Genomic DNA, 22127 nt, shown 5'->3' on the forward strand with positions numbered 1-22127 from the left:
GATATTCTCCATATAGGCAAAATCCAGAGCACACGCCACGACCTTTGGCCGATAGTCACGCTATACACAGGGTGCTCAACGACCGACGCGGGGTGTCCCGCCCGATTCATACATTCAAGAAAGCGTGACCGTGGCCGCCAGGGGATCCGGCCCATGGCGAATTGTTCATAGGATAACGCAGGGTATGAAGGCACCGGGCATTCGGCCCAGATCCAAGGAAAACAAAGCTTTACGGCAGAGACTCGAATCCAATTGGGAGCCGGACGCCGCAACTGGTGTTCGCTTTAAGGCGAGGCTTATCGCCAATTATTATTTTTTTGTAATTTGAATCCTTCGCCGCACCGCAATAACTTCAAATTCAACGAAGCGATCCCCTCGCAAGGCACCATCCCTACCCCCGGCGCCGCCTTGCAAGGGTGTCTTTGCAAACTCCCGCAGGCGTGGACCTCGGTCCTGCGTCGCCAGCCGGAAGCAAAGAAAAAGAAGGCAGGAGCTCCCCCAGCTCCTGCCTTCTTTAATTCTAGGTTGCTAAAATCTGAGTATAAAACCCGACTTTTTCTCACATATCAGACGCTCTACCGCCTTAGGAGCATTGACAGCGACCGGCACCGTGGTCATTGAAGGCCACCTTACTGGGATGGTCGCATGCCCCATAAAGTTGAAGAATTTCTGGAAAGCAGTGCATTTTTCGCAGCCGTACTCGATTTCGCCGGTCAGATGCTGGCGATCTACAAGGAAAGCCCGCGCATTGCCTCGATCTTCGCAGCGCAACAGCGCTGGCTGATGGCACATGCCGGTTTCGCCCTGCATTACGGCTATCCCGACGAGCCAAAGCTCGGCCTCTATTCCGGCCGTTTCATCTCATTCGTCGTCCAGCACAAGATCGCCAGCCGCAACACCGCCGCCGCCTTCATCCAGGAGATGCTCGCCTATCGCTTTCTGCGCCCGATCGACAGCGCCTCGGACAAGCGCACGCGCTACCTGGAACCGACGGAAACCGCGCAGGAACATTTCGCCAAATGGCTCTCCGCGCACATCCATATCCTCGACATGCTGGATGGCGGCAAACGGCTTGAGCGGACGCTTGCCGAGCCGCTGGCCTTCGCACGCATCCAGCCATTGATCGCCAAGGGCATTATCGAAAGCGACGCGGTACGCGATCCCGGCGATACCTACAATCTATTCAATTGGGCGAATTCCGGCGGCCTCGTCATGGATTACCTGATGAGCCGCGTCTCCCCTTCGGACGTCTCGCAGGAACGCATCGATATCGGCGTGGTTTCGCTGAAGGAGATTCGCGACCGATTCATGATATCGAACACCCATCTGAAGCGGCTGCTGGCACAGGCGGGCGAGATGGGAAGCATCGGCTGGTCGGAGCCGCCCTACAAGGGCACCGCCTGGCTCTCGCGCGGCTTCGTCATGGAATATTGGGGCTACCAGGCAGCGAAGTTCGCCGTCGTCGACGCCGCGACCCAAGCGGTATTCGGACCCGCCGTTGATGGGACGACGGGTCTCGCCTGATTAGTTCAAGAGTTCCTTGACAGCACCCGAGGCCTTGGAGAAATCCATCTGGCCGGCATAGCGCTCCTTGAGCACCGCCATCACCTTGCCCATGTCCTTCGGACCGGCAGCACCGGTCTCCGCGATGATCGCCGCGATGTTGGCGCGCACATCCGAATCGGAAAGCTGCTTCGGCATGAAGTCCTGCACCACCTTGATTTCGGCGCGCTCCTTGGCTGCCAGTTCCGGGCGGTTGTTCTCGTCGTAGATCTTCGCCGATTCGTCGCGCTGCTTCACCATCTTGGCGAGGATCTGCAGGATTTCGTCGTCGCTGGCCTCTTCCTTGCCGGCACCGCGATTGGCGATATCCCGGTCCTTGATACCAGCCTGGATCAGGCGAACGGTCGAAAGACGCTCGGCATTCTTGGATTTCATCGCATCCTTGAGGGCGGCGGCGAGTTGATCGCGCAACATCATAAACACTCCTGTTTGAATGCCGCTTCATAAACCAGACGAATGCATGGGATCAAATAAATTGCGAAAAGCCGCCGAGAAAGCCGCAGAAAACCCTTGGAATCTGCGGTAGAAAGATTGACCTCAGGAAATAGCGTGGCTATTTACCGCCACCTGCACCAAAATTCGTGATCAGGCCTGAGAGCGCGCGCCTTGCCGCGCGTCGACGCTTGCGAACCAACATGGCCGGCCAACGTTCCCAAGGCGTGTGGCGGCCGGAAACGGGATGAAGATGACCGCGACAGCACCCTGGACAACCGAAAAGCCGACCGCCCTGCTCGTTCTTGCAGACGGCACCGTCATCGAAGGAAAGGGCATCGGCGCGACCGGCAAGGTCCAGGCCGAAGTGGTCTTCAACACGGCGCTGACAGGCTATGAAGAGATCATGACCGATCCCTCCTACCTCGGCCAGATCGTCACCTTCACCTTCCCGCATATCGGCAACATCGGCACCAACGAAGAAGACATCGAAGACCTGACGCCGGCGGCACGCCACGGCGCGGTCGGCGTCATCTTCAAGGCCGACATGACCGACCCGTCCAACTACCGCGCCGCCAAGCACCTCGACGCCTGGCTGAAGGCCCGCGGCGTCATCGGCCTCTGCGGTGTCGACACCCGCGCGCTAACCGCCTGGATCCGCGAGAATGGCGCACCGAACGCCGTCATCGCCCACGATCCGAACGGCGTCTTCGACATCGACGCGCTGAAGGCCGAAGCCAAGGCCTGGAGCGGCCTCGAAGGCCTCGACCTCGCCAAGATCGCTTCCTCCGGCCAGTCCTCGCAATGGTCGCAGACCCCGTGGATCTGGAACGAAGGATACGGCGAACTGAAGGCCGAAGACGCCAGGTACCACGTCGTCTGCCTCGACTACGGCGTCAAGCGCAACATCCTGCGCCTGTTTGCCGGCCTCGACTGCAAGGTCACCGTGATGCCGGCGACGACGAGCGCCGAAGACGTGCTCGCCATGCAGCCGGACGGCATCTTCCTGTCGAACGGCCCGGGCGACCCGGCCGCAACAGGCGAATACGCCGTTCCGGTCATCCAGTCGCTGATCAAGACGGACATCCCCGTCTTCGGCATCTGCCTCGGCCATCAGATGCTGGGGCTCGCGCTCGGCGCCAAGACCGAGAAGATGCACCAGGGCCACCACGGCGCCAACCATCCGGTCAAGGACCACACGACGGGCAAGGTCGAGATCGTCTCGATGAACCACGGCTTCGCGGTCGACACGAAGTCTCTGCCCGAAGGCGTTGAGGAGACTCACGTTTCCCTCTTCGACGGCACCAATTGCGGCCTGCGCGTTTCGGGCAAGCAGATCTTCTCGGTCCAGCACCACCCGGAAGCCTCACCCGGCCCGCAGGACAGCCATTATCTCTTCCGCCGCTTCATCAACATGGTGCGCGAGAAGAAGGGCGAAGCGGCGCTGGCCGAACGCTGAGGTCTTCGAAGACCAGAATCGGAAAGGCTCGCCGCGCGGCGAGCCTTTTTCGTTTTCGCTATATGCCGCTGCTCAGCGCGCCAGCACGTTGCCCGTCACGTCCCTCTCCCGCCGAACCATAAGATAGAAGCGTGCGCACAGCATCACCGCCGCAGCAGCAAGGCCGACGAGGAAGCCGAACCAGATACCGATGCCGCCGAAGCCGAGCGGAAAGGCGAAGGCCCAGGCAAGGAAGAAGCCGATCGGCCAATAGGCGATCAACGCCAGGATCATCGGCACCCGCGCATCCTTGAGGCCGCGCAGGAGGCCGTTGGCGATCGCCTGAATACCGTCCACCAGCTGGAACAGCCCCGCGACGACGATCAGCGGTCCGGCATAGGCAAGAACCTGCGATGCTTCGGGGGACTTGGTGTCGAGGAACCAGCTGCCCAGGAATTCCGGTACCACCGCGAACACGATGCCGCCGATGGCCGCGATCGCGCAGGCGATCGCCATCACCGTGATCGACGCCCTGACGACGGCGGCGTGATTGCCCTGCCCGTGCGCCACGCCGACGCGAACGGTCGCCGCCTGCGACAGGCCGAGCGGGATCATGAAGGCAATCGACGCCCATTGCAGCGCGATCCCGTGCGCGGCGAGCTCGATCGTGCCGATACGGCCCATCATTAACGACGCCACGGTAAACAGGCTGACCTCGGCCAGAATGGTAACGCTGATCGGCAGACCGAGACGAACCACCTCCCAGAAGGCCTTCCAGTCCGGCCGCCAGAAGCGCACGAAGATTTCGTAGCGGCGGGTATCGGCCCGCGACTGCACATAAGCGACGATGAAGATGAAGCCCGCGAGCTGCACCAGCACGGAAACGATCGCGGCACCCTCGAGACCCAGGGCCGGGAAGCCGAAATGGCCAAGCACCAGCGCATAGGCGAAGAATGCGTTCAGCACCAGCATCGCGATGGTGACGTTCAGGATCACCGCCGCGCGGCCGATCGCGCTCACCAGCGAACGGATGACATTGTAAAGCAGCCCCGGCAGGACGGCGAACTGGCCGATAATGATATAGCCATGCGCCAGCGCCGCCACTTCCGGCTTCTGGCCGGCGGCAAGCAGGATGCGCTCCGAGTTGAAGAACGCCGGCAGCATCAGCAGCCAATAGGCAAGCACGACCCACAGGCCCATGCGCAGTGACCGGCGCACGCTGACGATATCGCCGCGCCCATAGGCCTGCGCCACCATCGGAATGACGGCGATGGCAAAGCCCGAGCCGAACACCAGGATCGTGAACAGGAACTGCGCCGAAAGCACCATGGCCGCCAGATGCTCCGCGCCGAGCTGGCCGACGATCATCACATCCGTCGTGTTGATGCCGAGCTGGGCAAGCTGCGCGCCGATCAGCGGGATGCCGAGCGCAAGCGTCGCCCGGAAATGCGATTCCCAACGATTATCGGTGCTCGGCGCAATTTTGCGCTCGTTGATTGGCGTGTCCATGACACCGGTCCTGTGATTGGATAGCAAAATGGCCGCACGTAGCGGCAGGATACCGCTAGGCCTTAGATGAAACGGGGCAAAAGAACCACTAGAAAACGTGCAAATGATGAAATTTTCATCATTGCATCACGAAATCTGATCGATCTCACGCGGAGAGGCCAATCGGCTCCGTCTGCTTTCCCGTCCGCACCTTGGCCACGAAGACGAGCATGGCGATGAAGATGAAGATGGCGGCAGCCAGGAATGGCGCCCCGGCGAAGGTGACGGGCGCATCGGGCTTGGTGAAATAGCCGAACATCTGAGTGAAGATCAGCGGACCGATGATCGTGGTGATGCTGGAAAGGCTGGTCAGCGCCCCTTGCAGCTCTCCCTGTGCCGAGGGCGGCACCTTGCCGGCGGCGATGCTGCGCAGCGGCGGCTCGGCGATGTTCTCCATGACCGTGAGAACGATGACCACATAAATGATCCAGCCCTCCCAGGCGAAGGCATAACCCGTGAGGCCGAAGACGGAGAAGCAGAGTCCCACGACTACGGTCTTCCACTCCCCGAGAACAGGCACGATCTTCGGGAGGAAGAAGGCCATGACAACCGCCGCGCCGATCCCGTAGATCCCGAGCGACAGCCCGATCTGCCCCTCGCTCCAGCCAAAGCGATAGGTGGACACGAAGGACCAGACCGCCGGGTAGACGGCATGCGCCAGCCAGAACAACACCATTACCGCGCAGATCCAGCCGATGCCGGCATAGTTGCGCATCTGCCGAAGCGCGCCGAGCGGATTGGCGCGCTTCCATTCGAACGCGCGGCGATTGTCGGACGACAGCGTTTCAGGCAACAGGAAACAGGCCGCGACGAAGTTGAGGAAAGACACCGCCGCGGCCCCGAAGAACGGCACGCGCGGCCCGAATTCCCCCAGCACGCCGCCGATGACGGGGCCGATGGTGAAGCCGACGCCGAACGCAATGCCGATCAGCCCGAAATTCTTCGCGCGGTTGCTCTCGTCGCTGATGTCGGCGATGTAGGCCGAGCAGGTCGCGAAACTGCCGCCGCTGATGCCGGCCAGCATGCGGCCGACGAACAGCATCCAGAAGCTCGTCGCCACGGCGCAGATGAAATTGTCGATCGCGAAGGTCAGCACCGAGAGCAGCAGGATCGGCCGGCGCCCGAAGCGGTCGCTCAAGTTGCCGAGCAGAGGCGCGAACAGGAACTGCATGCCGGCATAGACCACCAGCAGCCAGCCGCCGTCGAGTGCCGCATCGCTGACGGACCCACCCGTCAGTTGCTCCAGATAGGCCGGCAGCACCGGCATGATGATCGCGATCCCGATCACATCGAGAAAGAGGATGATGAAGACCAGGAAAAGGCCGCGGCGAACGAACTGCGGGTCAGGCATGAATTATCCCTCTTGACGCGATTGTCTCTTTCAAAAGACGACCGCAGCGCGAGTGATGTTACACATCTCCGCGTCAAAAGCGAAACAACGCGTGAACGCTTCAATTAAATTGATAGGCGCACAAATTCCGCTGATGGAAGACCGTGAACGAATGGCGCACATGCATCTCCCCGCTCAGGCGCGAGGAGATGAGCCGGCATTCACAGTCGGCTCAGACGGGACCGGAGAAGGTATCGCAGGCAGAAAGCTGGCCGCTGTCGAAGCCGCGCTTGAACCATCGCACCCGCTGCTCTGACGTACCGTGATTGAAGCTCTCGGGAACCACATAGCCCTGCGTGCGCTTCTGCAGCGTATCGTCGCCGATCTTCTGCGCGGCGTTCAGCGCCTCTTCCAGATCGCCGGCCTCAAGGATGCCCTTCTGCTGGGTGAACTTGCCCCAGATACCGGCGAAGCAATCGGCCTGAAGTTCAACGCGCACGGACATTTTGTTGGCATCCGCCTCGCTCATCCGCTGGCGTGCCTCGTTGAACTTGGGAAGGATGCCGAGTAGGTTCTGGACGTGGTGCCCGACCTCATGGGCAACGACATAGGCTTCGGCGAAGTCGCCGGACGCGCCGAACTGGCTGCTGAGCTGCTGGAAGAAGGCCGTGTCGAGATAGACCTTGTGGTCGCTGGGGCAGTAGAACGGGCCGGTGGCCGCCGAGGCAAAGCCGCAGGCCGACTGCGTCTGCCGCGAGAACAGCACCAGCTTCGGCTCCTCGTAATTGGCGCCACGCGACTGGAAGATGCCGTTCCAGGTATCCTCTGTCTCCGCGAGCACCGTGCGCACGAAGGCCGTCATCTCGTCATTGGCCGGCGTCTGCCCGCCTGACTGCTCGGTCTGCTCGTAGCCGCCACCGCCCGTCGAGCCGCCGTCGATCACCTGCAGCAGGTCGATGCCCATGGACTTGAAGATGAGGTAGATGACGACGAGAAAGATGATCGTACCGATGCTGAGCCCGCCGCCACGTCTGCCGACGCCGCCGCCAGATGGAAAGCTGAAGCCGCCGCCGCGCCCGAACGGGCTGTTTCCGCCTCCGGACGGATCGCCACGACGATCCTCGATGTTGTCGGATTGACGACGACCCTTCCATTCCATCTCAGATCTCCCCGCCGTGGCGCATCCGCGCGCTCGCTATACTAGGCTATATAACCAGCGGCGGAATGAATTCCATAGCGTTCAAGAGAGGTGGAGTCAGATGTTCTGCGGTCACGCACGCGCCGGTGCACCGTCACCGGGATCGAGCGGCACCCGCCTGCGCTCTTCCGACATCAGCCACTTCAGGCCGAAATGGCACAGCCCCACGACGACCACGGACACATAGCCGTCGATCGCATAGTGCCAGCCAAGATAGACCGAGCTCACCAGGATGATCGCGACATAGGCGAAGGCGATGATCCCCAGCCGCTTCGAAATCTCGGCAGCGAAGAATGCGTTCATGGTCACGAGCGCGACGTGCACGCTGGGGAAAGCCGAGATTCCCGAACCGAATCCAGACCTCCCCTCTTCATGAAGGGTCCAGAGATAGTGCTGGAACATTGCGATGTTGTGTTCTCCATCGCCTGAGGTGATGAAACTGAGTTGTTCCGCGAAGCGCGCGACATCGCCGGTCACCGCTCCGTAGAAGGCTGGACCGGCGGATATGAAGGCAGCCGCAAGCACATTGCCGCAGACGGCCCAGACCAGCATGAACATCGCCACATAGCGCACGCGGACCGCTGCCGCCCGCGGCGAGGTCACCACAAAGAACAGTGTCCCGAAGCAGACCAGAAACCATGCGCCGGAGTAGTTCCAGTCGACAATCGTAAAGATGATCTCACTGCGCATGAATGAAAAAAGCGGTCGCCACGGATCGACGCCGAAGCACAATAGGGCATCGAGATCGGCGAGCGTGGCATCATAAAGAAAGCCGCCGCGAAGAAGCGGGAGCGCATTCTTGATCGATGTGAAGGTACCCTGAAAGAACATCAGCGCCATCAGCAGCGCCATGCCGGAAAACAGATAGGACAGACGCTGGGCCGAAAACACCGACCGCATTGCGCGCGAGCGTTTTCGATCGAAGCGGACCATCACATGTATCCAGTCGACAAGAATGGCGATGGCCGGCATGAACACCAGAAAAAGATAGGTCCACTGACCGAAATACTGACCATAGGACAACATTTCGGTGTGATCGGCGAACGTCAGGATGGCCAGTCCGACACATGCATAGCCTGCCACCGCTATATATAGGCAGAGATCGTCGCGCATGCGCATCCTGATCTCCCTTGCCAGCTCCATGGCCGGCGACCGCGTTCCGAATGGCGCATTGCCAAGCAACAGCATATCAACCTGCGCTAGATTTGAGTGAAATCGCTTGCACGTATGAAATGCTGCAAATATTAATTTTCATATATATTTTTTGCGCTATATCTAGCGCTCAGGCCGTAAATCTCGCGAATACATTCAAGTCATCTGCCACTTGACCCGGCTCCGATTTCGCACTTCCCTTATGTCCAGGAGCGAGGGAGGGAAAATCGAATGAAGGCGGTGCGTCTCGAAGCAGCCGGGCAGATCAACCTGTGTGATGTGGACAAGCCCCGCCCCGGTCCGGGCGATCTGCTGGTTCGCGTGGAGGCCTGTGGCATCTGCGGCACCGACAGGCATCTTTTTAACGGCGAGTTTCCCTCGGAGCCGCCCCTCACTCTCGGCCACGAATTTACCGGCATCGTCGAGGAGATCGGCCGCGATATCACCGGCTTTCGCGAGGGGATCCGCATCACCGGCGATCCGAACATCGCCTGCGGTCACTGCGACCAATGCCGGCGCGGCCGCGTCAACCTGTGCCGCAACCTTCAGGCCATCGGCATCAGCCGCGACGGCGGCTTCGCGCAATATGTGATCGTTCCGCAAAACCAGGCCTTCGTCCTGCCCGATGACCTCAACCCTCTATATGGCGCCTTCTGCGAGCCGCTGGCCTGCTGCCTGCACGGCGTCGATCTGGCCGAGATCAGGACCGGCTCGTCGGTCGCCATATTGGGTGGGGGTGTCATCGGCCTCCTGGTCGTCCAACTCGCGCGCCTTGCCGGCGCGACCGACATCCTGCTCATCACGCGCAGCGCCGAAAAGCGCCGGCTGGCGGAAAGCCTCGGCGCGACAGCGACCGTCGACCCCAATGACGGCGGCATCATCGAGCGCATCACCGCGCCGGATGGCCTCTTGCCCGGCGGCGCCGATGTCGTCATCGAATGCGCCGGTGTCGCCGGGACCGTCGAACAGGCGCCCGCCCTTGCCCGTCACGGCGGTACGGTGGTCATTCTCGGCGTCATGCCGCAGGGGGAGAAAGTGTCGATCGAGCCATTCGACCTGCTGTTTCGGGAGATCAGGCTGGTCAGCTCGTTCCTCAACCCCTTCACCCATAAGCGCGCCGCCGATCTGGTGGCGTCGGGCAGAATCAAGGTGGAACCTCTGATCTCTCGCCGCATCGGGCTTAACGAGGCGATGGAAGCGATCCGCAATCCTGCCCGGGCGGGCGAGATTCGCACCCTCGTTTTGCCGAACCTCGGCTAGGTCGCGAGGAACCCTTTCCGATTCCTGTCGATTCCGTAAATTATGGGGTTCCCTCTACAAATACATTTGCCTATAAGCCGCTTCTAGCCTGAAAAGACCATCATATGCGCGACCCGGCCGGTGCCTCCCACCCTGGCCGGCTTTCTGCGCAGCTAGGAAACGGAAAAAAGCCCATGCCGAAGCGCCAAGACATCAAATCGATCCTCATCATCGGCGCAGGACCGATCGTCATTGGCCAGGCTTGCGAATTCGACTATTCCGGCACCCAGGCCTGCAAGGCGCTGAAGGAGGAAGGCTACCGCGTCATCCTCGTCAACTCCAACCCGGCAACGATCATGACCGACCCGGGCCTGGCCGACGCCACCTACGTCGAGCCGATCACCCCCGAGGTTGTTGCCAAGATCATCGCCAAGGAGCGCCCGGACGCGCTGCTCCCGACCATGGGCGGCCAGACCGCGCTCAACACCGCGCTGTCGCTCAAGCGCATGGGCGTGCTCGACCGCTACAATGTCGAGATGATCGGCGCCAAGCCGGCCGCCATCGACATGGCCGAAGACCGCGCACTCTTCCGCGAAGCCATGGAACGCATCGGCCTCGAAACCCCGCGCTCGATGCTGGCCAACGCCACCGACATCAAGGACGCCGACCGCAAGACGCACGAGGCCGAGCGCAACAAGCTGAAGGAAAGCCTCTCCGGTGCCGATCTCGACAAGGCGCTGGACGAGCTCGAAAACCAGTGGAACCTCGGCGAGACCGACCGCAAGCAGCGCTATATCAGCCACGCCATGGCGATTGCCGCCCAGGCGATCGACGTCGTCGGCCTGCCCGCCATCATCCGCCCTTCCTTCACCATGGGCGGCACCGGCGGCGGCATTGCCTATAACCGCTCGGAATTCTTCGAAATCATCGGCGGCGGCCTCGACGCCTCCCCGACGACGGAAGTCCTGATCGAGGAATCGGTTCTCGGCTGGAAGGAGTATGAAATGGAAGTCGTCCGCGACAAGGCGGACAACTGCATCATTATCTGCTCGATCGAAAACATCGACCCGATGGGCGTTCACACCGGCGACTCGATCACCGTCGCGCCTGCCTTGACCCTGACGGACAAGGAATACCAGATGATGCGCAACGCCTCGATCGCGGTTCTGCGCGAGATCGGCGTCGAGACCGGCGGCTCCAACGTTCAGTTCGCCGTCAACCCGAAGGACGGCCGCCTCGTCGTCATCGAGATGAACCCGCGTGTCTCGCGCTCGTCTGCGCTGGCCTCCAAGGCCACCGGCTTCCCGATCGCCAAGGTCGCCGCCAAGCTCGCCGTCGGCTACACGCTCGACGAATTGGACAACGACATCACCGGTGGCGCCACCCCCGCCTCGTTCGAACCGTCGATCGACTACGTCGTCACCAAGATCCCGCGCTTCGCCTTCGAGAAGTTCCCGGGCGCATCGCCTGTTCTCACCACGGCCATGAAGTCGGTCGGTGAAGTCATGGCTATCGGCCGCACCTTCGCCGAATCGCTGCAGAAGGCGCTGCGCGGTCTCGAAACCGGCCTGACCGGTCTCGACGAGATCGAGATCCCCGGCCTGGAAGAAGGCGAAGGCAGCCAGAACGCCATCCGCGCCGCCATCGGCACGCCGACCCCTGATCGTCTGCGCATGGTCGCCCAGGCGCTGCGCATGGGCATGAGCCCCGAGGAAGTGCACGAAGGCTGCAAGATCGACCCGTGGTTCATCGCCCAGTTCAAGGCGATCGTCGACATGGAAGCCCGCGTGCGCGAGCACGGCCTGCCCGAAGATGCCGCCAACCTGCGCACGCTGAAGGCCATGGGCTTCTCCGACGCCCGCCTCGCCACCCTCTCCGGCAAGCGGCCGAAGGAAGTGGCCGAGCTGCGCAACTCCTTGAACGTCCGCCCGGTTTTCAAGCGCATCGACACCTGCGCTGCCGAATTCGCCTCGCCGACGGCCTACATGTATTCGAGCTACGAGACGCCCTTCGTCGGCCAGCTGCGCTCGGAAGCCGAGATCTCCGACCGCAAGAAGGTCGTCATCCTCGGCGGCGGTCCGAACCGTATCGGCCAGGGCATCGAGTTCGACTATTGCTGCTGCCATGCCGCCTTCGCGCTGCGTGACGCCGGCTATGAAGCGATCATGATCAACTGCAACCCGGAAACCGTCTCGACCGACTACGACACGTCAGATCGCCTCTATTTCGAGCCGCTGACGGCCGAAGACGTGATCGAGATCCTGCGCGCGGAGCAGGAAAAGGGCGAAGTCGTCGGCGTCATCGTCCAGTTCGGCGGCCAGACCCCGCTGAAGCTCGCTGAAGCGCTTGAGAAGAACGGCATCCCGATCCTCGGCACCGCGCCCGACATGATCGATCTTGCCGAAGACCGCGACCGCTTCCAGAAGCTGCTCATCAAGCTCGACCTGACGCAGCCGAACAACGGCATCGCCTACTCGGTCGAGCAGGCCCGCCTCGTCGCCACCGAAATCGGCTTCCCGCTGGTCGTTCGCCCATCCTACGTTCTCGGCGGCCGCGCCATGCAGATCCTGCATTCGGAAAGCCAGCTGCAGACCTACCTGCTCGACACCGTTCCGGAACTGGTGCCTGAGGATATCAAGCAGCGTTACCCGAACGACAAGACCGGCCAGATCAACACTCTGCTTGGCAAGAACCCGCTGCTGTTCGACAGCTACCTCTCGAACGCCATCGAAGTCGACGTCGACTGCCTCTCCGACGGCAAGGACGCCTTCATCGCCGGCATCATGGAGCACATCGAGGAAGCCGGCATCCACTCGGGCGACTCGGCCTGCTCGCTGCCGCCACGCACCCTGTCCGCCGAAATGATCGACGAACTCGAGCGCCAGGCAAAGTCGATGGCCAAGGCTCTCAACGTCGTCGGCCTGATGAACGTGCAGTTCGCCATCAAGGACGGCACCGTCTACGTGCTCGAAGTGAACCCGCGCGCCTCGCGCACCGTTCCATTCGTCGCCAAGACCATCGGCGCCCCGATCGCCAAGATCGCCGCCCGCGCCATGGCTGGCGAGAAGCTCGACCCGCTGTTTGCAGCCTATGGCGAGAAGCCGGACCCGCGCAACCTGAAGCACATCGCCGTCAAGGAAGCCGTCTTCCCGTTTGCCCGCTTCCCCGGCGTCGACACGCTGCTCGGCCCGGAAATGCGCTCGACCGGCGAAGTCATCGGCCTCGATACCGATTTCGCGCTGGCCTTCGCCAAGTCGCAGCTCGGCGCCAGCGTCGAACTGCCGCGTGACGGAACGGTCTTCGTGTCGGTTCGCGACGATGACAAGCCACGCGTGCTGCCGGCGATCCGCATGCTGACCGAGATCGGCTTCAAGGTTCTGGCAACCGGCGGCACCCAGCGCTTCCTCGCCGAAAACGGCATCGAGGCCACGAAGATCAACAAGGTGCTCGAGGGACGTCCGCACATCGAGGACGCCATCCGCAACCGTCAGGTCCAGCTGGTCATCAACACGACCGACTCGAACAAGGCGATCTCCGACTCGAAGTCGCTGCGCCGCGCCACGCTGATGCAGAAGGTGCCTTATTACACCACCATGGCCGGCGCCGAAGCCGCCGCCCAGGCGATCAAGGCGCTCAAGGCCGGCAACCTCGAAGTCCGGCCGCTGCAGAGCTACTTTGCCTAATCCAATTCATGAAAACGCCCGGTCCAAAGCCGGGCGTTTTCATTTGCGTTTCAGGCTCGATCACTCCGGCCGCTTGAAATAAGCCTCAAGGCGGTAACCATCAGGATCGATGATGAATGCCGCGTAGTAGAATTCGCTGTAATCGGGCCGCACGCCCGGCGCGCCGTTATCTGTGCCGCCATTGGCGAGCCCTGCCGCATAGAACGCATCGACTGATGCTTCAGTCGGCGCCACGAAGCAGAAATGCAACCCCGACTCCATATCGGGCGCGACCGGCCTTGCGACCTCGCCGACCCAGAGCCCCACCCGTTCGGCGCCATAGCCACTGACATTGCCGAAATTCGTCAGACGCTCATAACCGAGCGGCGCCAGCGCGGCATCGTAGAACGCCTGCGATCTCTCAAGGCTCTTCACACCAATCGACACATGATCGAACATAAGGCTGTCTCCTGCTCGCTATCGTTACGGAGCACCAACGCTACAGCATTCCACCTGCTGCGCCACGGCAATTCGAAAGGAAAGAATAGAAGCTTCCAGGACGATTGGTCAGATGCGCGCGGCAAGTTTGGTGTCGGCCTTGATATCCCATGCAAGCTGGAACGATGGACGCGGCGCATCCTGCAGGATCAACTCACCGTTCTCGACATGGCGCGTCGGAATGGCGTGACGGTCAATAGCGCCTTCCAACGTCATGGCGAGATCGCGCGCAAACACACGATTGCCAATGTGCCACGAGTGTGTCCAGGAACCAGTCTGCGGCTGCGAATTGGGATCGACTGTCTTGAAGTATTCACCGCAATTGACATTGATTGCCTTCGCATTGACGTTCTTCGGAAGTCCCACGCGGCCTACACGTGGCGCCACACCCAGTCGCTTTGCATTCGACACGGCGAGCACGGCGTCGAACGGATTGGAGTAATTGGTCAGGCGCATGATGCGCCGGAACATCGGCTGGTTCCAATCGCTGGACAGCGAAAGGCTGTCTGCCGACACGTCGCCGCCGATGAACGCCACCTGTCCGATCCGCCAGTCGCTTTTGAACAAATCGCCCTTCTTGTCGGATTGCGCGAAGGCCTCCATGATCACATAGCAGCCGGTCGAATGCCCGAGCAAATGGACGTTGGTCTCACATCCCGCTTTCTGGCTTGTGCTGAGAAGACGTATTCCCTTGGAAACCAATTCGCTTGCGACGGCCGCGGCATCCGATCGGTCCTCAAGGTAGTTCAGCGTTTGGTTGTCGCTTGGCCAATCGAAGGCAACGATTTCGCCATGCCAGCCTTCGGCGCGCATGTCCTTGCGCAACTGTCGAATACGCTTCAGGACGCTCGGAATATCGTTGTTGTAGCCATGGACGAAGACGAGCACGTCTCCGGTCGGCCCGATTGAGTTTGGATTTTCATCGCCATCGGCCAGTCCCTGAACCTCGGAGACCCAATCCTTTGCGCTGGTGACGATATGCCTCTCATCATAAACGGCAACGTTGGACGGAACTTTCAGAAACTTTATCGGGCCCGGCTCCGCAGTAAACTGCGTGCCCTCCCGCTTTCTGGCGCAAACAATATAGTTGTCCGGCATGATCCACTCCTACCACAACCAATGAAGTTACAGAAAAGCAGAAGATTTACCAAAGAACAACCAAAAATATAAACGCAAATAAAATGCAATCTCCAAACTCATTGACCTGATAGGATCAAATTGTACTCAAAGACCTCCTATAAGATCTTTTACCATGTTCATATCCCCGCGAAACAACGCCATCTCCTCCGCCTTTAATCGCTCGTCGGGAATACGCAGCAGATAGGAGGGATGGACGGTGACGAACAGCATCCGTCCCTTCCCCATCTTGATCGGTTGCCCCCTGATATCGCCAACCTTGTGCTTGGCATCGGTCAGCGCGGCCAGCGCCGTGGCCCCCATGGCGACGATCAGCTTCGGCTTGATAAGTTCGATCTCCAGGTTGAGCCACCAGCGGCAATGCGTGACCTCGCCCATGTTCGGCCGCTGGTGAATGCGGCGCTTGCCGCGCGGCTCGTATTTGAAGTGTTTCACCGCATTGGTCACATAGACCGACTGCCGGTCGATCCCCGCTTCGACGATCACCTGGTCGAACACCTTGCCCGCGGGCCCGACGAACGGCCGCCCGGCAATATCCTCCTGATCGCCCGGCTGCTCGCCGACGAACATCACCCGCGCATCCTCAGGTCCCTCGCCGAACACAGTCTGCGTCGCCTTTTCGTGCAACGGGCAGCGCGCGCAACCGGCCGCCTCCTCGCGTAGCGACGCCAGCGTGCCCGCAGGCGCTCTCGGCGCGGCAGGCACACGGCGCGCCGCCTCCTGCAGCCGATCGTGGAACGGCAAGGGCTCGCTCGCCTGGCGTTTCGCCATCGCTAGCACCTTGCTTTCCGCGTCCGCGATCATGCCGGGAATAAGGTCTGCCTCGGGCAGGTTCTTCCAGTATTTCTTCGGCATCTCCGCCTGCATAGCCTTCACCTTGAGGCGTGCCGGATTGAAGATATTGGCATAATAGGTCCGCCACAGCTGGTCGGCCGCATCGGTGAGATCCGGTTTCTCGCAAGGATCATGGCTGACGGTCAGCTTCTCCCCGTCCCACGCAGCCGACGCCTTCGGCGTTGCGATCACCCAGTCCATGTCGTTGAACCGCTTCTGGAAGAATGGCGCCTTACGCGCGACGATATGGTGGTCCGGCTCGAACCAGGCGAGGAACTTCCGCCGTCCGTTGAGCGAAATTCCGGACCCCACCTCCTTGAAGCGCACGAAAGCCGTCATCTTGTGCGCGTCGCGGCGCACGCTCTTGTCCATGGCACGGGCCCGCGCCACGTCCTCGTCCGAGGCGACATCGAGCAAAGACCGATCGCCCTGCAGCCGCCAGAGCAGTCGGTAGAGCAGATAAAACCGCATTGGATCGCTATGGCAGATCACCGCTTCCGCCAGCCCAATGAAGGCGGGCGGCACCGTCAACGGCTTGGAAGCATCCAGCGCCGGGAGCTTCGGTAGGATGTCAGGCGCGGCAAACAGATCCGTCTCGCGATGCCGCTCCCGCCAATCGATCTCCTCTGGCGCGACACCCGACGCAGCCAGTCGCCGCGCAGCGTCCCGCCACTCGGCCAACTCTCCCCTGCCCTCCAGCAACACGGTAATCATCACAGCAACGACAGTTGTTCCGGCTTCGGCTCGAACATCGCCCTCAGATCCGGCCGGTCGATCAGCCGGCGCGGCGACCAGCCCTCCGCCGAGATGAACGCCTGCACCTTTTTGATCGAGACGCCAAGCCGCGTCAGATCCTCGATCCTAAGCCGTCTGAAACGGCGCGCCGACAGGATCGACTTCACCGTCTTCGTCCCCAGCCCCGGCACCCTAAGCAGGGTCTCACGCGGCGCCTTGTTGATGTCGACAGGGAAATCGTTGCGGTTGCCGAGCGCCCAGGCAAGCTTCGGGTCGAGGTTGAGGTCGAGCATGCCGCCCGCCTGCGTCGAGGTGATCTCGTCGATCCCGAAGCCATAGAAACGGTAGAGCCAGTCCGCCTGATAGAGTCGGTGCTCGCGCATCAACGGCGGCTTGATCAGCGGCAGGTTCTTCGACGAGTCTGGGATAGGGCTGAAGGCCGAGTAGTAGACGCGCTTCAACCCATAGCTCCCATAGAGCTGTGCGCTGGTGCCGAGGATTGTCGCGTCGTTCGCGCCATCGGCGCCAACGATCATCTGCGTGCTCTGCCCGCCCGGCACGAAGCGCTTGCGCCGCTTGGTCTGCAATGTCGGCTCGGACGCCGCCTCGATCTTCAGTCTCAGATCACCCATCGAGCGGCGGATACTGGCCGGCTTCTTCTCCGGCGCCAGCTGCGCGATGCCGCGATCGGTCGGCAGCTCGATGTTGAGCGACAGCCTATCGGCATAAAGCCCGGCTTCCTCGATCAGGTGCGGCGACGCCTCGGGAATGGATTTCAGATGGATATAGCCCCGGAAATTATGCGTGGTGCGCAGCTCGCGCACGATCCGCACCATCTCCTCCATCGTATGGTCGGAGGATTTGATGATCCCTGATGACAGGAACAACCCCTCGATATAGTTGCGACGATAGAACTCCAGCGTCAGCCACACCACCTCGTCGGGCGTGAAGCGCGCCCGCTCCACATTGCTGGACGAGCGATTGATGCAATAGGCGCAGTCGTAGATGCAGAAGTTGGTGAGCAGGATCTTCAACAGTGAAATGCATCGCCCATCCGGCGCGTAGGCGTGGCAGATGCCCGCGCCCTCCGTCGAGCCAAGCCCGCCGCTCTTGCCGGAATCGCGCTTGGTTGTTCCGCTGGAGGCGCAGGAGGCATCATATTTGGCCGCATCCGAAAGAATGGCCAAACGCTCTTCTAGGGACTTCTTCATACCAATGTTCACTATATGTTCCACCGCTAACAGTCAAGAAAAGCCCGCTGCAATTGATGTTTTTCAAGTTTGACGCGAAAAGCTGAAAAGCCTTGCTCGGCTATCCATCGAATTTTCTGGAAATCCGTGAGCGCAATCTGCTATAAATCGGCGAATAGGTTATTGCACGGTTCCGAAGCTCCCCTTCGGGACCTGTTTTCTTTTGTGTCGTTGCCAATGTGCGCGGACACAAGGACTAAAGGACAAAGACATGGTTGATAAGGTACCGATGACGCAGGGTGGTTTCGTGAAGCTCAACGAAGAGCTGCGCTGGCGCCAGCAGGAAGAGCGCCCGAGAATCATCGAGGCCATCGCCGAAGCGCGCGCCCATGGCGACCTGTCGGAAAATGCCGAGTACCATGCAGCCAAGGAAGCACAGAGCCACAACGAAGGCCGCATCGGCGAGCTTGAGGACCTGACGGCGCGCGCCGAGGTTATCGATCTCTCGAAGATGTCCGGCAGCACGATCAAGTTCGGCGCCAAGGTAAAGCTTGTCGACGAGGACACCGAGGAAGAAAAGACCTACCAGATCGTCGGCGACCAGGAAGCCGACGTGAAGCAGGGCCGCATCTCCATCTCCTCCCCGATCGCCCGCGCGCTGATCGGCAAGGAAGTCGGCGATTCGATCGAGGTCAACGCGCCGGGCGGCTCCAAGGCTTACGAAGTTCTCGCCATCACCTGGGGCTGATATCAGGTGGCGGACAGGGACAAGGCTGACATCATCGACATAGATGACGTCGAAATCATCGCTCCGAATTTCAAGAAGCGGCTTTCCGGCGTCACCTCCACGATCATCCAGTTGATCCCGGTGCAGCGCAGCCTCGGCCAGAAGGTCGCGGCTCTCGGCCCCGGCCTGCCCCGCACCCTGCCCCATATCCGCTTCCGCGACCTGCCGAAATTGTGGACGCCGCCGCGCGGAAAATCCTTCCGTATCTGGCATGCTCGCCGCAACATCGAGATGCTTCCCGCCATCATCATGCGCGACGGCCTGCGCATGCCGCTGAAGATCGTCTTTACCTCCGCCTCGCAGCGCCGCCACACCGGCTGGACCAAGTGGCTGATCTCGAAGATGGACGCGATCATCGCCACTTCAGGCAAGACGGCCGATTATCTCGAAGTCCCCAACAGCGTCTCACTCCACGGCATCGACACGAAACGCTTCTCGCCGCCAGCGGACAAGGCCGACGCCAAGCGCGCCTGCGGCCTCGACGCCACGAAGAAGATCGCCGGCTGCTTCGGTCGTGTCCGCCACCAGAAGGGCACGGATCTCTTCGTTGACAGCATGATCCGCCTCCTCCCCTCGCGGCCGGACTGGATCGCCATCGTCGCCGGCCGCGCGACCTCGCAGCATGTGGATTTTGAAAGCGGCCTGAAGGCGCGGGTCACCGCCGCCGGCCTTGCCGACCGCATCCTCTTCGTCGGCGAGCACACCAACATCAACGACTGGTACCGCGCCCTTGATCTCTTCATCGCCCCGCAGCGCTGGGAAGGCTTCGGCCTGACGCCGCTGGAAGCCATGGCGACATCCGTCCCCGTCATCGCCACCGACGTCGGCGCCTTCCCGGAACTTTTGGTAACAGGCGAAAACGAGACCGGCCTGATCATCCCCCGCGATGACCTCGACGCGATGGTCGAGGCCGCGGGCACGTTCATGGATGATGACGCCAGGCGCGAAAAGGCATCCGCCTGCTCACGCGAGCACGCGATCGCCAATTTCAGCATCGAAGGTGAAGCGATGAGCCTCGGCGAAATCTACCGGACTATGGCTTCCGCTTGAACAGCTCGATATAGGCATCGCAGATCGCGTCTTCGGAGAACTGACCGATCAGCGATGCGCGGCCGTTCTCGCCGAGCGTCGCGGCCAACTGCGGCTGCGCGATGAGCTGGTTGATGGCGCGCGCGAAGCCGGGAACATCGTCGATATCGACGAGCAGACCGTTGTCGCCGTCGCGCACGAACCAGAGCGGTCCTTCCGAACGCGACGAAACCACCGCCTTCTTCTGCGCCCACGCCTCGAGAATGACGTTGCCGAGGGGCTCGTGGCTCGACGGCATGACGAAGATATCGCAGGCCGCCACGTAGCGACGGGTATCCTTGTGCCAGCCGAGGAAGCGCACGCGGTTTTCGAGTTTGTGCTGGCGCATCGTGGCTTCCAGCGCCTCGCGCTCCTCGCCGTCACCGGCGATCCAGAGATAGGCGTCCGGCACCGAGGTCATCGCCTCGATCAGCAGGTGGAAGCGCTTGCGCTTGACGAAGCGACCCATCGTCATGACGATGGGCACACCCTCGGGCGTGTCGACTTCCGCCCGCGAGATCGGCTCGACGAGAGCGGTATCCGTGAAATTGGAAATCACCTCGACGCCGCGATCCCAGCCGAGCTGGCGCACATGATCGCCGATGCTGGGCGTGTTGCACACCAGGATATCGGTGTTCTTGAAGTAGCCGAGATGGGTCGGGTAATCGCCCAGGCGTGAGAGCTTCATGCCGCCCTTGTAGGCGGGCATCAGGCGCGCGCCGCGCGTCGACCAGGAGATGATCGCGTCCGGCTTCTGCATCTCCGCCATCATCCGCACGCGGATCGGCAGCAACAGGCGGTCGATGGAGAGGTTTCTGAAGTTGCTTTCAATCACCCGGGAATAGGGCTCGACATCCGGCTTCCAGCGGCGGTTCCAGCGCATAACGGTTGTCTGATCAACGCCGCGCTTGGCAAGTGCTGCCACCAGATGCACGAAAAACCGCTCCGCGCCGCCGTCCTTGCCGAAAATATACTGATGAACGCGCATTGCCCCGCCCCGATCTGTTCACATCTGCCGTCGCCGATGCCGGCCACTGGCACGCATAGCGGCCTCATCTATAGGTTGGGGGCATGGCGAACAAGGCTTGATAGGGCGTTGCCACAGGAATGTTGCAACAAAACCACTGCCGCCAGCGTGGTTTGAGGCGTTGGCGAACCCGTACGCACCCTCTTCCACCGAGCGCACCTCGCTGTTTGCGGCAGCTGCAATATTGCAAAGATCGGCGCGATCCATCACAAGGAGCCGAATTCTCACCGCAGGAACGGCAAGACATGCAATCGCTCGACGTTTACGTCATCAATCTGGATGGCAGCAATGACCGCCTTGAGGCCATCAGCGGGCGTCTTGCGGCCTATGGCGTGACGTTCAAGCGCGTGTCGGCTTTCGATGGCCGCAAGCTCGATCTCGCAACCGTGGCCGACTACGACGAGAACAGGGCCGAACGCTACATGGGCCGCAGCCTCGTCGGCGGCGAGATCGGCTGCTACCGCAGCCACCTCGACGCCGCCACCCGCTTTCTGGCGTCCGATGCGCGCTACCTGCTGATCCTCGAGGACGACGCGCTGCCGCTCTGCAATCCGGTCGCACTGCTGGAAAAGGCACTCCCCGACCTCGAGAAGATAGACCCCAACTGGCGGCTCATCAACATCGGCAACAACAAACTGAAGATTGCAACGCCGCTGGCGAGCTACACCGTTAACGACCACGCCTGCGAGCTCGTGGCCGCGCATTATTTCCCGATGACGACCAGCGCCATCGTCTGGTCGCGCGAGGGCGCCCGGCTCTTCGTCGAGGGACATCGCAAGATGTTCGCGCCTGTCGACAACTACTTCCGCTACTGGCTGACCCGCTCCGGCCACGGCTACAGCTTCTGGCCCGCCCCTGTGACCACGACGGACGCCGCAAGCCAGATCCTCGCCAGCTCAGGCCAGCAGCGAAAGACCAACAAGAGAAAGTGGTACTACGGGATCACCAAGCAGCGCCGCCTGATGGAAGACAAGCTGATCGCCTTCGTCCACAAGAAGCGGTTCCGCCGCCACATCAAGGCGGCCCGCCGTCACGGATAACTTCTGCGAGACTTAAGGCGGATTTTTCAAGCCGCCAACACTATTACACTATATTTTGATACCACCTCACCGCACGTCAGATTCTTTCAATTTGAAATACACGCAGAGTAAGTAAACGCGCGTATATCTTTTCAATAAAATTATTTTTGGGGGGATTTTCAAACCCCCTGTACAGAATTCGAGTCATAGACTACGAATCCATAAAAATCTGCGATTGTTACGTGTTAATACGTTATTTGCTAAATTAAT

17 protein-coding genes are annotated in these 22127 nt (G+C 61.1%); 7 read left to right on the forward strand and 10 right to left on the reverse strand.

What is annotated here, in order from left to right; all coding sequences use genetic code 11:
* The first annotated feature begins 645 nt into the window (after positions 1–645).
* Positions 646–1524, forward strand: a complete 879-nt coding sequence (locus QTL95_RS22995; RefSeq protein ID WP_289722204.1) for a hypothetical protein — start codon at positions 646–648, stop codon at positions 1522–1524.
* On the opposite strand, the gene QTL95_RS23000 is transcribed toward QTL95_RS22995, so the two are convergent.
* A complete protein-coding gene (locus QTL95_RS23000; protein WP_289722205.1) occupies positions 1525–1977 on the reverse strand; it encodes a GatB/YqeY domain-containing protein in 453 nt (150 codons plus the stop codon). It lies immediately after the preceding gene.
* A gap of 271 nt (positions 1978–2248) precedes the next feature.
* Between QTL95_RS23000 and carA the strand changes: the two genes are divergently transcribed.
* Positions 2249–3454: a glutamine-hydrolyzing carbamoyl-phosphate synthase small subunit gene (carA, locus tag QTL95_RS23005; RefSeq protein WP_289722206.1), complete on the forward strand. Its 1206-nt coding sequence runs from the start codon at positions 2249–2251 to the stop codon at positions 3452–3454.
* Between the two features lie 72 nt (positions 3455–3526).
* Here carA and QTL95_RS23010 read toward each other — a convergent pair whose 3' ends face one another.
* The 4 genes from QTL95_RS23010 to QTL95_RS23025 form a co-directional block, all read right to left on the reverse strand.
* Positions 3527–4942 (reverse strand): MATE family efflux transporter, encoded by a 1416-nt coding sequence (locus QTL95_RS23010; RefSeq protein WP_289722207.1) that lies wholly within the window; start codon positions 4940–4942, stop codon positions 3527–3529.
* Between the two features lie 145 nt (positions 4943–5087).
* A complete protein-coding gene (locus QTL95_RS23015) occupies positions 5088–6332 on the reverse strand; it encodes a TCR/Tet family MFS transporter (protein ID WP_289722208.1) in 1245 nt (414 codons plus the stop codon).
* 211 nt (positions 6333–6543) lie between these two features.
* Positions 6544–7470, reverse strand: coding sequence for a KPN_02809 family neutral zinc metallopeptidase (gene ypfJ, locus QTL95_RS23020; protein WP_289722209.1), 927 nt, complete (start codon positions 7468–7470; stop codon positions 6544–6546).
* Between the two features lie 111 nt (positions 7471–7581).
* Positions 7582–8628 (reverse strand): phosphatase PAP2 family protein, encoded by a 1047-nt coding sequence (locus QTL95_RS23025; protein WP_289722210.1) that lies wholly within the window; start codon positions 8626–8628, stop codon positions 7582–7584.
* A 264-nt stretch (positions 8629–8892) separates the two neighbouring features.
* Between QTL95_RS23025 and QTL95_RS23030 the strand changes: the two genes are divergently transcribed.
* Both QTL95_RS23030 and carB read left to right on the forward strand, forming a co-directional pair.
* The gene (locus tag QTL95_RS23030) at positions 8893–9921 is read left to right on the forward strand and encodes a zinc-dependent alcohol dehydrogenase family protein (protein WP_289722211.1); all 1029 of its coding nucleotides are present in this window, start codon (positions 8893–8895) and stop codon (positions 9919–9921) included.
* Between the two features lie 173 nt (positions 9922–10094).
* Complete coding sequence (carB, locus tag QTL95_RS23035) at positions 10095–13583, forward strand: carbamoyl-phosphate synthase large subunit (RefSeq protein WP_289722212.1); 3489 nt, start codon at positions 10095–10097, stop codon at positions 13581–13583.
* A 60-nt stretch (positions 13584–13643) separates the two neighbouring features.
* On the opposite strand, the gene QTL95_RS23040 is transcribed toward carB, so the two are convergent.
* From QTL95_RS23040 to QTL95_RS23055, 4 genes are all read right to left on the reverse strand, one after another.
* Entirely contained in the window at positions 13644–14021 is a 378-nt protein-coding gene (locus QTL95_RS23040) for a VOC family protein (RefSeq protein WP_289722213.1), read from the reverse strand.
* Positions 14022–14129: 108 nt separating this feature from the next.
* A complete protein-coding gene (locus QTL95_RS23045; RefSeq protein WP_289722214.1) occupies positions 14130–15158 on the reverse strand; it encodes an alpha/beta fold hydrolase in 1029 nt (342 codons plus the stop codon).
* A 126-nt stretch (positions 15159–15284) separates the two neighbouring features.
* Complete coding sequence (locus tag QTL95_RS23050; RefSeq protein ID WP_289722215.1) at positions 15285–16745, reverse strand: UdgX family uracil-DNA binding protein; 1461 nt, start codon at positions 16743–16745, stop codon at positions 15285–15287.
* Positions 16745–17977: a putative DNA modification/repair radical SAM protein gene (locus QTL95_RS23055; protein WP_289722216.1), complete on the reverse strand. Its 1233-nt coding sequence runs from the start codon at positions 17975–17977 to the stop codon at positions 16745–16747. The genes QTL95_RS23050 and QTL95_RS23055 overlap by 1 nt, the downstream gene beginning before the upstream one ends.
* Before the next feature lie 250 nt (positions 17978–18227).
* On the opposite strand from QTL95_RS23055, the gene greA reads away from it, so the two are divergent.
* Together greA and QTL95_RS23065 are read left to right on the forward strand one after the other, a co-directional pair.
* Positions 18228–18704 (forward strand): transcription elongation factor GreA, encoded by a 477-nt coding sequence (greA, locus tag QTL95_RS23060; RefSeq protein WP_037184477.1) that lies wholly within the window; start codon positions 18228–18230, stop codon positions 18702–18704.
* Between the two features lie 30 nt (positions 18705–18734).
* On the forward strand, positions 18735–19793 hold the full coding sequence (locus QTL95_RS23065) for a glycosyltransferase family 4 protein (RefSeq protein ID WP_289722450.1): 1059 nt from the start codon (positions 18735–18737) through the stop codon (positions 19791–19793).
* Here the strand turns inward: QTL95_RS23065 and QTL95_RS23070 are convergent.
* On the reverse strand, positions 19777–20799 hold the full coding sequence (locus QTL95_RS23070; protein ID WP_289722217.1) for a glycosyltransferase: 1023 nt from the start codon (positions 20797–20799) through the stop codon (positions 19777–19779). The genes QTL95_RS23065 and QTL95_RS23070 overlap by 17 nt on opposite strands.
* 284 nt (positions 20800–21083) lie before the next feature.
* Here QTL95_RS23070 and QTL95_RS23075 point away from each other — a divergent pair, with 284 nt between their 5' ends.
* A complete protein-coding gene (locus QTL95_RS23075) occupies positions 21084–21878 on the forward strand; it encodes a glycosyltransferase family 25 protein (protein WP_289722218.1) in 795 nt (264 codons plus the stop codon).
* Positions 21879–22127: the final 249 nt, after the last annotated feature.

The sequence above is a fragment of the Rhizobium sp. S152 genome (genome assembly GCF_030380735.1).
GTDB lineage: Bacteria > Pseudomonadota > Alphaproteobacteria > Rhizobiales > Rhizobiaceae > Rhizobium.